Source organism: Sphingomonas montana, assembly GCF_001956315.1.
In the GTDB taxonomy this organism is placed as follows: Bacteria; Pseudomonadota; Alphaproteobacteria; order Sphingomonadales; family Sphingomonadaceae; genus Sphingomonas_R; species Sphingomonas_R montana.
Genome location: NZ_MOLY01000041.1, coordinates 78,683 through 91,449 on the forward strand (window position 1 = coordinate 78,683; position 12,767 = coordinate 91,449).

Annotated in this window: 13 protein-coding genes; 11 read left to right on the plus strand and 2 right to left on the minus strand. The window is 66.9% G+C overall.

Going from position 1 to position 12,767, the window contains the following annotated elements; genetic code table 11:
• Positions 1–238 precede the first annotated feature (238 nt).
• Together clpA and BKY59_RS11560 are read right to left on the minus strand one after the other, a co-directional pair.
• Positions 239–2,635, minus strand: a complete 2,397-nt coding sequence (gene clpA / locus BKY59_RS11555; protein WP_083672082.1) for an ATP-dependent Clp protease ATP-binding subunit ClpA — start codon at positions 2,633–2,635, stop codon at positions 239–241.
• A gap of 132 nt (positions 2,636–2,767) precedes the next feature.
• Entirely contained in the window at positions 2,768–2,965 is a 198-nt protein-coding gene (locus BKY59_RS11560) for a DUF1192 domain-containing protein (protein WP_076071656.1), read from the minus strand.
• Between the two features lie 98 nt (positions 2,966–3,063).
• Between BKY59_RS11560 and BKY59_RS11565 the strand changes: the two genes are divergently transcribed.
• The 11 genes from BKY59_RS11565 (at position 3,064) to tatC (ending at position 12,757) form a co-directional block, all read left to right on the plus strand.
• Positions 3,064–4,044, plus strand: a complete 981-nt coding sequence (locus BKY59_RS11565) for an NAD(P)H-quinone oxidoreductase (RefSeq protein ID WP_076071658.1) — start codon at positions 3,064–3,066, stop codon at positions 4,042–4,044.
• Positions 4,045–4,167: 123 nt separating this feature from the next.
• Positions 4,168–5,244: an aspartate-semialdehyde dehydrogenase gene (locus BKY59_RS11570; RefSeq protein ID WP_076071659.1), complete on the plus strand. Its 1,077-nt coding sequence runs from the start codon at positions 4,168–4,170 to the stop codon at positions 5,242–5,244.
• A 4-nt stretch (positions 5,245–5,248) separates the two neighbouring features.
• Entirely contained in the window at positions 5,249–5,905 is a 657-nt protein-coding gene (locus BKY59_RS11575) for a DUF2238 domain-containing protein (RefSeq protein ID WP_076071661.1), read from the plus strand.
• On the plus strand, positions 5,902–6,372 hold the full coding sequence (locus tag BKY59_RS11580) for a GFA family protein (protein ID WP_076071663.1): 471 nt from the start codon (positions 5,902–5,904) through the stop codon (positions 6,370–6,372). The genes BKY59_RS11575 and BKY59_RS11580 overlap by 4 nt, the downstream gene beginning before the upstream one ends.
• 72 nt (positions 6,373–6,444) lie before the next feature.
• Positions 6,445–7,197 carry an alpha/beta fold hydrolase gene (locus tag BKY59_RS11585; protein WP_076071665.1) on the plus strand — a complete coding sequence of 251 codons (753 nt, stop codon included), beginning with the start codon at positions 6,445–6,447 and terminating at the stop codon, positions 7,195–7,197.
• A gap of 266 nt (positions 7,198–7,463) precedes the next feature.
• On the plus strand, positions 7,464–9,191 hold the full coding sequence (gene argS / locus BKY59_RS11590) for an arginine--tRNA ligase (RefSeq protein ID WP_076071667.1): 1,728 nt from the start codon (positions 7,464–7,466) through the stop codon (positions 9,189–9,191).
• A complete protein-coding gene (locus tag BKY59_RS11595; protein WP_076071668.1) occupies positions 9,191–9,967 on the plus strand; it encodes an SPOR domain-containing protein in 777 nt (258 codons plus the stop codon). The genes argS and BKY59_RS11595 overlap by 1 nt, the downstream gene beginning before the upstream one ends.
• Positions 9,968–10,130: 163 nt before the next feature.
• Positions 10,131–11,138, plus strand: coding sequence for a beta-N-acetylhexosaminidase (gene nagZ, locus BKY59_RS11600; RefSeq protein WP_076071670.1), 1,008 nt, complete (start codon positions 10,131–10,133; stop codon positions 11,136–11,138).
• 84 nt (positions 11,139–11,222) lie between these two features.
• A complete protein-coding gene (locus BKY59_RS11605) occupies positions 11,223–11,468 on the plus strand; it encodes a twin-arginine translocase TatA/TatE family subunit (protein WP_076071672.1) in 246 nt (81 codons plus the stop codon).
• 93 nt (positions 11,469–11,561) lie between these two features.
• Positions 11,562–11,990 (plus strand): Sec-independent protein translocase protein TatB, encoded by a 429-nt coding sequence (tatB, locus tag BKY59_RS17115; RefSeq protein WP_083672084.1) that lies wholly within the window; start codon positions 11,562–11,564, stop codon positions 11,988–11,990.
• Complete coding sequence (gene tatC, locus BKY59_RS11615; RefSeq protein WP_076071850.1) at positions 11,990–12,757, plus strand: twin-arginine translocase subunit TatC; 768 nt, start codon at positions 11,990–11,992, stop codon at positions 12,755–12,757. Before tatB ends, tatC begins: the two co-directional genes overlap by 1 nt.
• Positions 12,758–12,767 lie beyond the last annotated feature (10 nt).

Genomic DNA, 12,767 nt, shown 5'->3' on the forward strand with positions numbered 1-12,767 from the left:
GGGCACCAAGTTGATAACGTAATGATCTGATCGGAGATTTACCGGCAAACCTTCGTCCCGCAACGCAGGTCAGGTTCGAAGGCTTTTCGGCTGACCGCGAACCATCATCATGTCGGTTGTAGAGCTACGCGTAACGGCCGCTTCGATTGCCAACCGATCGAACTGGCATTGCATGGTTCGACCTTGGGTTGTCGCAATCGAATGCCCTGTCCCGGCTCACGCCGGGACAGGGGGGCGATCATTCGGCGACGGGGGTTTCGTCGTCGCCGTCCTCGTCGGTCATGTCGGTGTCGTCATAATCCTGTTCCTCGGCGGCCTCGGCCTCGTCGGAACCGGCGACGACCTTCGCCTTGCGCTTCTTCGGCTTCTTCGGCGGGGCGGCGGTGATCTCGAAGGCGAGTGCGCCGTCCTTGACGTGGACCTTCACCTCGCCGCCATGGACCAGCTTGCCGAAGAGCAGTTCCTCGGCCAGCGGCTGCTTCACCTTTTCCTGAATGAGGCGGCTCATCGGACGTGCGCCGTAGAGCTTGTCGTAGCCGCGCGTTGTCAGCCAGTCCTTTGCTTCCTGATCGAGCGCGATATGGACGTGCCGGTCGGCCAGCTGGAGTTCGAGCTGGAGGACGAACTTGTCCACCACCCGGCTGATGACCTCGGTCGGCAGGTAGGAGAAGGGCACGATCGCGTCCAGCCGGTTGCGGAATTCCGGCGTGAACATCTTCTTGACCGCCTCCTCGTCCTCGCCCTCGCGGGTCAGCGCCCCGAAGCCGAGCGACTCCCGCGCCATGTCGGACGCGCCGGCATTGGTGGTCATGATCAAGATCGTGTTGCGGAAATCGACCGTCTTCCCGTGATGGTCGGTCAGCTTCCCGTTATCCATGACCTGCAACAGGATGTTGAACAGGTCGGGATGCGCCTTCTCGATCTCGTCGAGCAGCAGCACGCTGTGCGGATGCTGGTCGACGGCGTCGGTCAGCAGGCCGCCCTGATCGTAGCCGACATAGCCGGGGGGAGCGCCGATCAGTCGGCTGACCGAGTGACGCTCCATATATTCGGACATGTCGAAGCGTTGCAGCGGAATGCCCATGATGGCCGCCAGCTGGCGCGCGACTTCGGTCTTGCCGACGCCCGTGGGGCCGGAGAACAGATAGTTGCCGATCGGCTTGTCCGGATCGCGCAGGCCGGCACGGCTGAGCTTGATCGCGGAGGCGACCAGTTCGATCGCGGCATCCTGGCCGAACACGACGCGCTTGAGGTCGGTCTCGAGCGTGGCGAGCGCCTTGGTGTCGTCGGTCGACACGGACTTCGGGGGGATGCGCGCCATCGTCGCGATGACGGCCTCGATCTCCTTGGGCGTGATGACCTTCTTGCGCTTGTCCTCGACCACCAGCATCTGCATCGCGCCGGCCTCGTCGACGACGTCGATCGCCTTGTCGGGCAGCTTGCGGTCGTTGATGTAGCGGGCCGACAATTCGACCGCCGCCTTGATCGCGGCCGGCGTGTACTTGACGTGGTGATGCGCTTCGTAGGCGGAGCGCAGACCGGTCAGGATCGCGATCGCATCCTCGATCGTCGGTTCGTTGACATCGATCTTCTGGAACCGGCGCAGGAGGGCGCGGTCCTTTTCGAAGTGGTTGCGGAACTCCTTGTACGTCGTCGAACCGATGCAGCGGATCGAACCGCCCGACAGTGCCGGCTTGAGCAGGTTGGACGCGTCCATCGCGCCGCCGCTGGTGGCGCCAGCGCCGATCACCGTGTGGATCTCGTCTATGAACAGCACGGCGTGCGGCAGCTTCTCGAGTTCGGAGACGACCTGCTTCAGCCGTTCCTCGAAGTCGCCGCGGTAGCGCGTGCCGGCAAGCAGCGCGCCCATGTCGAGCGAGTAGATCACCGCTTCGAGCAGCACTTCCGGCACGTCGCCGTTGATGATCTTGAGCGCAAGGCCCTCGGCGATCGCGGTCTTGCCGACGCCGGGCTCACCGACATACAGCGGGTTGTTCTTGGAGCGGCGGCACAGGATCTGGACGGTGCGGTCGACCTCCGGACCGCGCCCGATCAACGGGTCGATCTTGCCGGTGGCGGCCTTCTCGTTCAGGTTTACGGTGAACTGCTTCAGGGCGCTTTCGCCCTTCTTGCCGTCCTTGCCCTGCGGCTTGTCGTCATCGGCACCCTTCACGTCGCGCGCCTCCGTCGGGGCACCGGCCTTGCCGACACCGTGGCTGATGAAACTGACCGCATCGAGGCGGTTCATGTCCTGCTGCTGCAGGAAGAACACGGCATAGCTCTCGCGCTCGCTGAACAGCGCGACCAGGACGTTGCCGCCGGTCACCTCGTCGCGGCCGGAGGACTGGACGTGCAGGATTGCACGCTGCACGACACGCTGGAACCCGGAGGTTGGGGAGGGGTCGGTCTGACCCTCCACCTTCAAGGCGTCGAGTTCGGTATCGAGATACAGCGTCACGGCGTCCTTGAGCTCGGACACTTCGACGCCGCAGGCCAGCATGACCTTGGAGGCATGCTCGTCATCGATCAGGGCGAGCAGCAGATGTTCGAGCGTGGCATATTCGTGGCGGCGGGTGCTGGCGGCGGTCAGCGCATTGTGCAGCGTCTGTTCCAGCTCACGGGCGAATGAGGGCATGGATGTCTACTCCTTCGGGACCGTCAAGGGACCATCCCGTCTGTTGGATATGTCGTGTGCCGCGAGCCACGATCAAGGAGGTGACGGACGCCCCATGGCACCCCATATCATGGCGAGGCGGCCGACCGCCCGTCACGTCCGGAACAGCGCGTCGGCAGAGGCGCGGTTGCTGTTCGCCCGGTCCGCATGCGTGCGCGTGCGGGTAATCTCCGCCTCCAGCGCGGCAATGCGCGCGGCCAGTTCGGCCACCGACAGCGGATCGAGATCCTGGCGGGCGAGTGTTGCCAGCGGATCGTCGGACCGTTTCGGAAAAGTTTCTTCCGACTCCATGACGCCCAGCGTTGACCGCGCCGCCCCCCAAGTCAATAAACTGCGCGGCACGGCTGGTTCGTGCGGGAGAGACCGACTTGGCCGTATTGCCCGACAGCATGACCGCGATCGACCCCGAAGGGGCCGGCGGACCCGAGATTTTGTTGCCGGTGACCCGCCCGCTGCCCGTCCCGGGGGCGGGGGAGGTGCTGGTGCGCGTCGCCGCGGCGGGCGTGAACCGGCCGGACCTGATGCAGCGCGCGGGGGCCTATCCACCGCCGCCGGGTGCCTCGTCGATCCCGGGGCTGGAGATTTCCGGGACGGTCGTCGGGCTGGGCGCGGGGGCGACGGAGGCGATGCTGGGCCAGCCGGTCTGTGCGCTGCTATCCGGCGGGGGCTATGCCGAATATGCCGTCGTGCCGGCCGGGCAGTGCCTGATGGTGCCCGCCGCGCTGACCATGGTGGAGGCCGCGGCCATGCCGGAGACGCTGTTCACCGTGTGGACCAACCTGTTCGAGCGGGCCTACGCCATGGAGGGCGACACCGTGCTGGTCCACGGCGGGACGAGCGGGATCGGCACGATGGCGATCATGCTGGGGCGGCTGTTCGGGCTGACCGTGATCGTGACCGCCGGGTCGGACGCGAAGTGCGCGCGGGCGCTGGAGATCGGCGCGGCGCACGCGATCAACTACAGGTCCGCGGACTATGTCGAGGTCGTGAAGCAGCTGACCGACGGACGCGGCGTGGATGCGGTGCTGGACATGATCGGTGGCGACTATTTCGCGCGAAACCTGAAATGCCTGGCGGACGATGGACGGCATGTATCGATCGCGGCACAGCGCGGGGGGGAGGCGTCGTTCCAGATCTGGGACGTGATGCGTCGCCGCCTGACACTGACCGGATCGACGCTGCGCGCGCGCAGCACCGAGTTCAAGACGCTGGTCGCCGACGAGATCGACCGGCAGGTCTGGCCGCATGTCCGCGAGGGGCGGTTGAAGCCGATCATCGACCGGACCTTCCCGCTGCGCGAGGCGGCGGCGGCGCATGCGTATCTGGAGGCGGGGGATCATGTCGGGAAGGTCGTGTTGACGGTCGAGTGACCTGCTCCCTCCCCCCGGTGGGGGAGGGCTTTAGAAGAAGTTGCTCCGTCCATAGGCGTAGCGGCTGGACAAACACATCTTCCCGCCTAAACCCCGCCGCAACTTTGGAACGGAGCGGACAGCATGGGCTATCGGATCGTCGTCGCGGGTGCGACGGGCAATGTCGGGCGGGAAATGCTCAACATCCTGGCGGAACGGGAGTTTCCGATCGACGAGATCGCCGTGCTCGCGTCATCGCGCAGCCAGGGCAACATGGTCGATTTCGGGGATACGGACCGGCAGCTTAAGGTCCAGAACATCGAATATTTCGACTGGACCGGCTGGGACATCGCGCTGTTCGCGATCGGATCCGAAGCCACCGCCTTCTACGCGCCGAAGGCCGCTGCGGCGGGCTGCGTCGTGATCGACAACAGCTCGCTCTACCGCATGGACCCGGACGTGCCGCTGATCGTGCCGGAGGTGAACCCGGAGGCGATCGACGGCTATACCCGCCGCAACATCATCGCGAATCCGAACTGTTCGACCGCACAGATGGTCGTCGCGCTGAAGCCGCTGCACGATGCCGCGACGATCAAGCGCGTGGTGGTATCGACGTACCAGTCGGTATCGGGCGCGGGCAAGGACGGAATGGACGAGCTGTTCGAGCAGAGCCGCAACATCTTCGTCGGCGACCCGGCCGAACCGCGCAAGTTCACCAAGCAGATCGCGTTTAACGTGATCCCGCACATCGATGTCTTCCTGGACGACGGGTTCACCAAGGAAGAGTGGAAGATGGTCGTCGAGACCAAGAAGATCATGGGTCCGAAGATCAAGATCGTCGCGACCTGCGTGCGCGTGCCGGTGTTCGTCGGCCATTCGGAGGCGCTGGCGATCGAATTCGAGAACGAGATATCGGCGGTCGAGGCGCAGAACATCCTGCGCGAGGCACCCGGCATCATGCTGATCGACAAGCGCGAGGACGGCGGATACGTCACGCCGGTCGAGTGCGTGGGCGAATTCGCGACCTTCGTCAGCCGGGTGCGCGAGGACCCGACCGTCGACAACGGCCTGCTGCTGTGGTGCGTCAGCGACAATCTGCGCAAGGGGGCGGCGCTGAACGCCGTGCAGATCGCGGAGCTGCTGGGCCGGCGTCACCTGAAGAAGGGCGACATGATCGAGGACGGCGCGATCCTGGACGACGACGACGCGTCGGACGACTGAGGCGATGACGGACGGCCCGGCGGGGGGCCGCACGACGGTATCGCGGCTGCCTGCGTTGCAGGTCCGCCTTCTCTGGTTGCTGGCGGTCGCGATGGTCGCCGGCAGCTGGGGCGCGCTCTACCCGCGCAATACCGTTCTGCAGACCGCGCCGACGCTGATCCTGCTGCTGGCCGCGGCGCCGCTGCTGCGGCGCTGGCCGATGAGCGACGCGGCGGTAGGACGCATCGTCCTGTTCTTCCTGCTGCATACGCTGGGCGCGCGGTACAGCTATTCCTTCGTGCCCTATGACGACTGGGCACGGCGCCTGACCGGACAGGGACTGAGCGGGATGTTCGGGATGACGCGCAATCATTACGACCGGCTGGTGCATCTCGCCTTCGGCCTGCTGGCCGTCCGACCGGTCCGCGAGTTGCTCGTCCGGTATGGCGACCAGACGCCGCGCCACGCGGCCTGGGCGGCGGTCGGCTTCGTGCTGGCGGCCAGCGCGCTGTACGAAGTCTTCGAATGGCTGCTCGCGGTCGGGATGAGCCCGGCTGATGCCGAGGCGTATAACGGGCAGCAGGGCGATCCGTTCGATGCGCAGAAGGACATGGCGATCGCAGCGCTGGGGGCGATGATCGCCGTCGCCCCGCTCCGATCGCAGCGCGACGACCGGCCGTGACCCGTTCGGCGGACGGCGCCCCGATCGCGGGCGGGTGCCAGTGCGGCGCGGTGCGCTATCTGATCGTGGGGCCGGTGCCGCCCTGTCATGCCTGCCATTGCCGCGAATGCCAGGCGCAGTCGGCCAGCGCGTTCGGGCTGTCACTGGCAGTGGCGCGGTCGGCATTCGCGGTGACCGGTCCGGTCCGGCGTTGGGACCGGCAGAACGACCTGGGGGCGCGGACGACATGCGTCTTCTGCATCGAATGCGGGACCCGCGTGTTCCACATCGACAGCCTGACGCCGGACCGGGTGAGCGTGAAGGGCGGTTCGCTGGACGATCGCACGCTGGCGGTGCCGAGCGCGCATATCTGGGTGTCGCGCAAGCTGGACTGGGTGCGGCTCGATCCGGGGGTGCCGACGCACGAGACGCAACCGGCCGACATGGCGGCGTGGCGGGCGGGGTTTGCGGACAGGTCTTTCACCTAGGCCCCGGCCTGCGCCGGGGAACGATACAAGTATGCGGCTGCTTGGCGGTCGGTGCAGAAGCGGAGGTTTTGGATGGTCACGACGCATGAGTTCATCGCGCCGGACGGCGTGCGGCTGGCCTGGCATGAGGTCGGCGAGGGGCGGCCGATCATGCTGATCCATGGGCTGTTCTCGTCCGCCGACACGAACTGGATCAAGTTCGGCCATGCCAAGCGGATCGCCGCGCTGGGACAACGGGTGATCATGCCGGACCTGCGTGCGCACGGGGAGAGCGACCGGCCGCACGACGCCGCGGCCTATCCGCCGGACGTGCTGGCGGACGACGCCGAGGCGTTGATCGCGCATCTCGGGCTGACCGATTATGACCTGGGCGGATATTCGCTCGGCGCGCGGACGGTGGTGCGGATGCTGGTGCGCGGGGCCGCCCCGGACCGCGTGATCCTGTCGGGCATGGGACTGGACGGGTTGCTCGACACGGGCCACCGCGCCGCGCATTTCCGGCGAATCCTGACGGGTCTGGGTACGTTCGAGCGCGGCACGCCGGAGTGGATGGCGGAGGCGTTCCTCAAGACGAGCGGTGGCGATCCGAAGGCGCTGCTGCCGTTGCTGGGCAGCTTCGTCGATACCACGCGGGTGGAGATCGCGGCGATCGACCGGCCGGTGCTGGTGGTGTCGGGCGCAGAGGATGACGACAACGGATCGTCGGCGGCGCTGGCGGAACTGCTGCCGCATGGCGCGTATGTGGCGGTGCCGGGGAATCACATGAGCGCGGTGGTGAAGCCGGAACTGGGGCGGGCGATGGTGGAATGGCTCGGGGTGGTCTGAGGTAAGTGCCGCCTCGTCGCACGTCATTCGGGCGGACGTCGGGATCCATTATCACTACGGCGGCGGGTGTCGGCGAGCGGAGTGATAATAGATCCCAGCGTTCGCTGGAATGACGGGAAAGGGGTGGTCATCTGGCCTGGTCGGCTCTGGCTATGGCGAGATCCCGGCTTTCGCCGGGATGACGGATTGGGCGTGTGTCCCCGGTTTCAGAACGGCGCGACTTACCCTATGACCGCGTGTCCCTTCTGCAACGCCCGGAAATTGCCTTGAGCCTCTATGCCCGTTTCGCCGCAGCGATCGATACCGTCCTGGATATGCTGGAGGCCGAGGGCGCGCTGCCGGCGGGATTGAACCGGGCCAATATCGCGGTGGAGCCGCCGCGCGACGCGACGCATGGCGACCTGGCGACCAACGCCGCGATGGTACTGGCGAAACCGGCCGGGACGAACCCGCGCGCACTGGCGGCGTTGATCCAGCCGAAGCTGGCGGCGTTGCCGGGCGTGACCGCGGTCGAGATAGCCGGGCCTGGTTTCCTGAACCTGCGGCTGGACCCGGAGCAGTGGCGCGACGAGATGCGCGCGATCTTCGCCGCGGGCGCCGACTATGGCCGTTCGCGCCAAGGCGCGGGCGTGCGGGTGAACGTGGAATATGTGTCCGCCAACCCGACCGGGCCGATGCATATGGGCCATTGCCGCGGGGCGGTGGTGGGCGATGCGCTCGCCAGCCTGCTGGAATATGCCGGTCATGCCGTGACGCGCGAATATTATGTCAACGACGCGGGCAGCCAGGTCGAGACGCTCGGCCGGTCCGCGCACCTGCGCTACCGCGAGGCGCTGGGCGAGACGGTGACGATACCGGAAGGCTTGTATCCGGGCGACTATCTGAAGCCGATCGGGGCGCTGCTCGCGGCCGAATATGGCAATCGCTATGTGGGCGCTGCCGAGGCGGAATGGCTGCCGCTGTTCCGCGCGCGGACGGTGGCGGCGATGATGGACATGATCCGCGCCGACCTGGCACTGCTGGGCATCGTGCACGACATATTCTCGTCGGAGGCGCAGGTGCAGGCGGACGGCCGGGTTGTCGCCGCGATCGACAAGCTGCGTGCCGACGGCCTGATCTACGAAGGCGTGCTGGAGGCGCCGAAGGGGGAGCTGCCGGACGATTGGGAACCGGTCGAGATGACGCTGTTCCGCGCCACGCAGTTCGGCGACGACAGCGACCGGCCGGTGCGCAAGGCGGACGGGGCCTATACCTATTTCGGCAACGACATGGCGTATCATGCGCAGAAGGCGGAGACCGCGGATCTGCTGGTCGACATCTGGGGTGCGGACCATGCCGGCACGGTGAGGCGGGTGCAGGCGGCGGTGCGCGCGCTGACCGGTGGGGCGGTTCCGCTGGACGTGAAGCTGGTGCAGATGGTGCGGTTGCTGCGCGACGGCGAACCGGTGAAGATGTCCAAGCGGTCGGGCAGCTTCGTGACGCTGGCCGACGTGGTCGAGGAGGTCGGCAAGGACGTCGTGCGGTTCACGATGCTGACCCGCCGGGCCGACGCGCAGATGGATTTCGATTTCGCCAAGGTGGTGGAGGCATCGAAGGACAATCCGGTGTTCTACGTGCAATATGCGCACGCCCGGATCCGCTCGCTCGGCCGCAAGGCGGTGGAAGCGGGGATCGACGTGTCCGCGCCGGCGGACCTGGGGCGGCTGGACGCGGAGGAGCTGGCGCTGGTGCGGCTGGCCGCGCAGTTCCCGCGGATCGTGGAGGCGGCAGCCGCGACTCGGGAACCGCACCGTATCGCCTTCTACCTGTCGGACCTCGCGGGCGCGTTCCATGCGTTGTGGAACCGCGGGAACGACGATCCCGAACGGCGATTCCTGCTCATTAACGACACTGAAACGACGCTCGCGCGACTATCGCTCGCCAATGCCATCGGGCAGATCGTCCGCAATGGCCTGGCCGTGATGGGTGTCGCGGCAGCGGAGGAGATGCACTGATGTCGGATATCGAACGCGGCCGGACCGCCGGCGACGATGATCGTCTTCCCTGGCTGGAACCGGTCGAGGAAGACCGCGGCAGTGCCCCGGGGACGGGCAAGACGATCGCGGCACTGTTGGTCGCTCTGCTGGTGATCGGCCTGGTCGTGGGCGGCATATTCTGGCTGAGCGCGAGCCGGCCCGGCACTGCGTCCGGCGACCTGATCGCGGCGCCCGAAGGCGACTACAAGGTAAAGCCGGACCAGCCGGGCGGCATGAAGGTGGAGGGTGAGGGCGAGACCGCGTTCGCCGCGAGCGACGGTCGGGAGACGAATGCGTCGATCGACCTGTCCGCCATTCCGGAGGCACCGGTTGCCGGTGCGGGCAGCGTGACGACGGCGGATGCGGCATCCGGCGGCCTGGGGATCCGGCCGGTGACGCCATCTCCGGCCGCGGCTCCGGCTCCGGCCTCATCCGCCGGGGCGGTCGTGCGACCGGCACCGGTGGCCCAGGCGCGGCCCGCGCCGGTCGTGGCACCCGTCACGGCGGCGCCTGCCGTCACTGCGGGTGGCGGGCAGGTGCAGCTTGGTGCGTTCGGCAGCGAGGCCAAGGCGAATGCCGCGTGGAAGACGCTGTCCGGCCGGTTCGCGTTCCTGGCGCCGCTGGCGAAAGCGGTGACGCCGGTCGAGGTCGGCGGCAAGACGCTGTACCGGCTGCGGGCCGGCACCGGCGCACAGGCCGCGTCGATCTGCGCCCGGCTGAAGGTGGCGGGCGAGACCTGTTCGGTGGTCGGCTAAGGGTCGGTATCTATCGGTCTCGACCGATCGTCGGCTGGGATCTCGTTCGGCCGCGGGAGAGCGCTTTACCGGAGGGAGATACCGGCTTCCGCCGGAATGATGGTCGGCGGTCGGCCGTGTTCGCGGGGTTTGCGGTGCGGGGCATCCACGCTATGCCCCTGCGATGACCCCGCTCTTCCTCGGCATGTCCGGTACCGAACTGACATCGGACGAGACCGCCTTCTTCACCGCATGCGACCCCGCCGGGTTCGTGCTGTTTCGCCGCAATATCACCGATCGCGGGCAGTTGCGCCGCCTGACGGATGCCTTGCGGACGGTGTCGGGTCGCACGGACGTGCCGATCCTGATCGATCAGGAGGGCGGGCGCGTGGCGCGGATGCGGCCGCCGGAATGGCCAGCTTTTCCACCGGGCGCGGTGTTCGGTCCGCTCTACGACCGCGCACCGGTATCGGCGATCGAGGCGATGCTGGCGAACGCGCAGGCGATCGGTACGCTGCTGGCGGAAGTCGGCATCACGGTGGACCTGATGCCGCTGCTGGATGTGCCGCAGGTCGGCGCGCACGACATCATCGGCGACCGCGCGCTGGGGCGCGATCCGGTGCAGGTCGCGGCGCTGGGCCGTGCGACGATCGACGGGCTGGCCCGCGCCGGCGTCATCGGGGTCATCAAGCATATGCCCGGGCATGGCCGCGCGCTGGTGGACAGCCATGTCGAATTGCCGGTGGTGACCGCCGACGCGGACGAACTGGAAACCGATATCCGGCCGTTCCGCACGCTGGCAGACGCGTCAATGGCGATGACCGCGCATGTCGTCTACCGCGCGTGGGATCCGGACCGTTGCGCCAGCCTGTCGCCTGTAGTGATCGGCGAGGTCATTCGCGGTACGATCGGGTTTGACGGGCTGCTGATGTCCGACGATCTGTGCATGGACGCGCTGGGCGGCGGATATGGCGCGCGGACGGGGGGCGTGATCGCGGCTGGATGCGATATCGCGCTGCATTGTTCCGGCGTGCTGGACGAGATGGACGCCTGCGCCGCCGCAGTGGGTGAGATCGGTGCGGACGCCCGCCGCCGGCTGGACCGTGCGCTGGCGACGGTGACGGGCGGTGGCGACGGGACGCCTTACGCTGCGCTGGCCGCGCGCCGCGACGCGTTTCTGGCGCTGGCCTGACCGTCCCTTGGCGGGACGCGGCAGCTAAAAGGTGGCACGCGCCGGCAATCGCGACTAGATAGGCGTGACAATAGGAGAATACCGATGGGCATCTCGCTCCCGCATATCCTGATCTTTGCCGTCGTTGCGATCCTCCTGCTGGGGGGTGGGCGTTTTTCGAGCATGATGGGCGATGTCGCCAAGGGTGTGAAGCAGTTCAAGAAAGGCATGGCCGAAGAGGACCATGACGTCCCCGCGAAGCCTGCGCCCCGCCTGCAGGCCCAACCGCCCGTCGACCCGAATCCGCAGGCCGACCTGCAGCCGATGGAGGACGACCGTCCTCAGGTCTGAGGGGCGCCCGGTTCGAGCAGGCAGGGTTGGTGGAGCCGGCGTCGCCCGAATGATCGGGCGGCGTCGCGACGTATTCCGGGGTAGAAGCTGACGATGTTCGACATCGCACCGACCGAATTGCTGTTGTGCGCCGTCGTGGCGCTGATCGTCATCGGTCCGAAGGATTTGCCGAAGGCGATGCGGACGGTCGGGCAGTTCGTCGCGAAGGTCCGCGGGATCGGCCGTCATTTCAGGTCCGGTTTCGACGAGATGGTGCGCGAGGCGGAACTGAAGGAGATGGAGGAGACCTGGGCGAAGGAAAATGCGCGCATCATGCGCGAGCATCCCGTCGAGGAAATCCATGATGCGGCTTATGCCCGCGGCGACGATGCCGTCCTGACCGCCCTTCCGACCCCCGAACCCGCTGCGGCCGAAGGAAGCGTGCCGATGGCGGCACCGAACGTCGAGGACGCCCAGCCGGCGGGTGTCGTGCCCGAGCCGGGAAGACCGCCCGAGCGGCAGAACGGGATGGAACAGCCGTGATCGGCGATATCGACGAGAGCCGCGCACCGCTGCTCGACCATCTGATCGAACTACGCCGGCGGCTGCTCTGGTCGTTTGCGGCCCTGGCGGTTGCGTTCGGCGTCTGCATGTATTTCGCACGCCCGATATTCGCGGTGCTGGTGCAGCCGCTGCTGCGCGCGGGGCAGGGTCGACTTATCTACACCGATATTTTCGAGGCATTTTTCGTCGAGCTGAAGGTCGCCTTCTTTTCGGCCACGATGCTGGCGTTCCCGGTGATCGCGAACCAGCTGTGGCAGTTCATCGCACCGGGGCTGTACAAGAACGAGAAGCGCGCCTTCTTCCCGTTCCTGATCCTGACGCCGGTCCTGTTCCTAGGCGGCGCGTCGCTGGCCTATTTCTTCGCGATGCCCGTCGCGTTGCATTTCCTGCTGGGATATCAGGGCAATATCGGCGGGGTCCAGCAAGACGCGTTGCCGGGCGTCGGCAATTATCTGAGTTTCGTCACGAAGTTCCTGTTCGGGTTCGGTGTGGCGTTCCTGCTGCCGGTGTTGCTGATGTTGCTGGAAACCGCCGGGCTGGTGACGCGGGCGCAGTTGAAGGCCGGCCGGCGTTACGCCATCGTTGCGGCGTTCGGCATTGCGGCGGTACTGACGCCACCGGACGTCGTGTCGCAGCTGATGCTCGCAATACCGCTGGTCATTCTCTACGAATTCGCGCTGATCGCAATCTTCTTCACGGAACGGCGGCGCAAGCGCGTTGCAGCGGCCGAAGCCGTGACCGACTGATCCGCCGAAG

Coding starts and splice junctions, on each gene's coding strand:
- clpA (WP_083672082.1), bottom strand. CDS start 2,635: ATGCCCTCATTCGCCCGTGAGCTGGAACAGACGCTGCACAATGCGCTG.
- BKY59_RS11560 (WP_076071656.1), bottom strand. CDS start 2,965: ATGGAGTCGGAAGAAACTTTTCCGAAACGGTCCGACGATCCGCTGGCA.
- BKY59_RS11565 (WP_076071658.1), top strand. CDS start 3,064: ATGACCGCGATCGACCCCGAAGGGGCCGGCGGACCCGAGATTTTGTTG.
- BKY59_RS11570 (WP_076071659.1), top strand. CDS start 4,168: ATGGGCTATCGGATCGTCGTCGCGGGTGCGACGGGCAATGTCGGGCGG.
- BKY59_RS11575 (WP_076071661.1), top strand. CDS start 5,249: ATGACGGACGGCCCGGCGGGGGGCCGCACGACGGTATCGCGGCTGCCT.
- BKY59_RS11585 (WP_076071665.1), top strand. CDS start 6,445: ATGGTCACGACGCATGAGTTCATCGCGCCGGACGGCGTGCGGCTGGCC.
- BKY59_RS11595 (WP_076071668.1), top strand. CDS start 9,191: ATGTCGGATATCGAACGCGGCCGGACCGCCGGCGACGATGATCGTCTT.
- nagZ (WP_076071670.1), top strand. CDS start 10,131: ATGACCCCGCTCTTCCTCGGCATGTCCGGTACCGAACTGACATCGGAC.
- BKY59_RS11605 (WP_076071672.1), top strand. CDS start 11,223: ATGGGCATCTCGCTCCCGCATATCCTGATCTTTGCCGTCGTTGCGATC.
- tatB (WP_083672084.1), top strand. CDS start 11,562: ATGTTCGACATCGCACCGACCGAATTGCTGTTGTGCGCCGTCGTGGCG.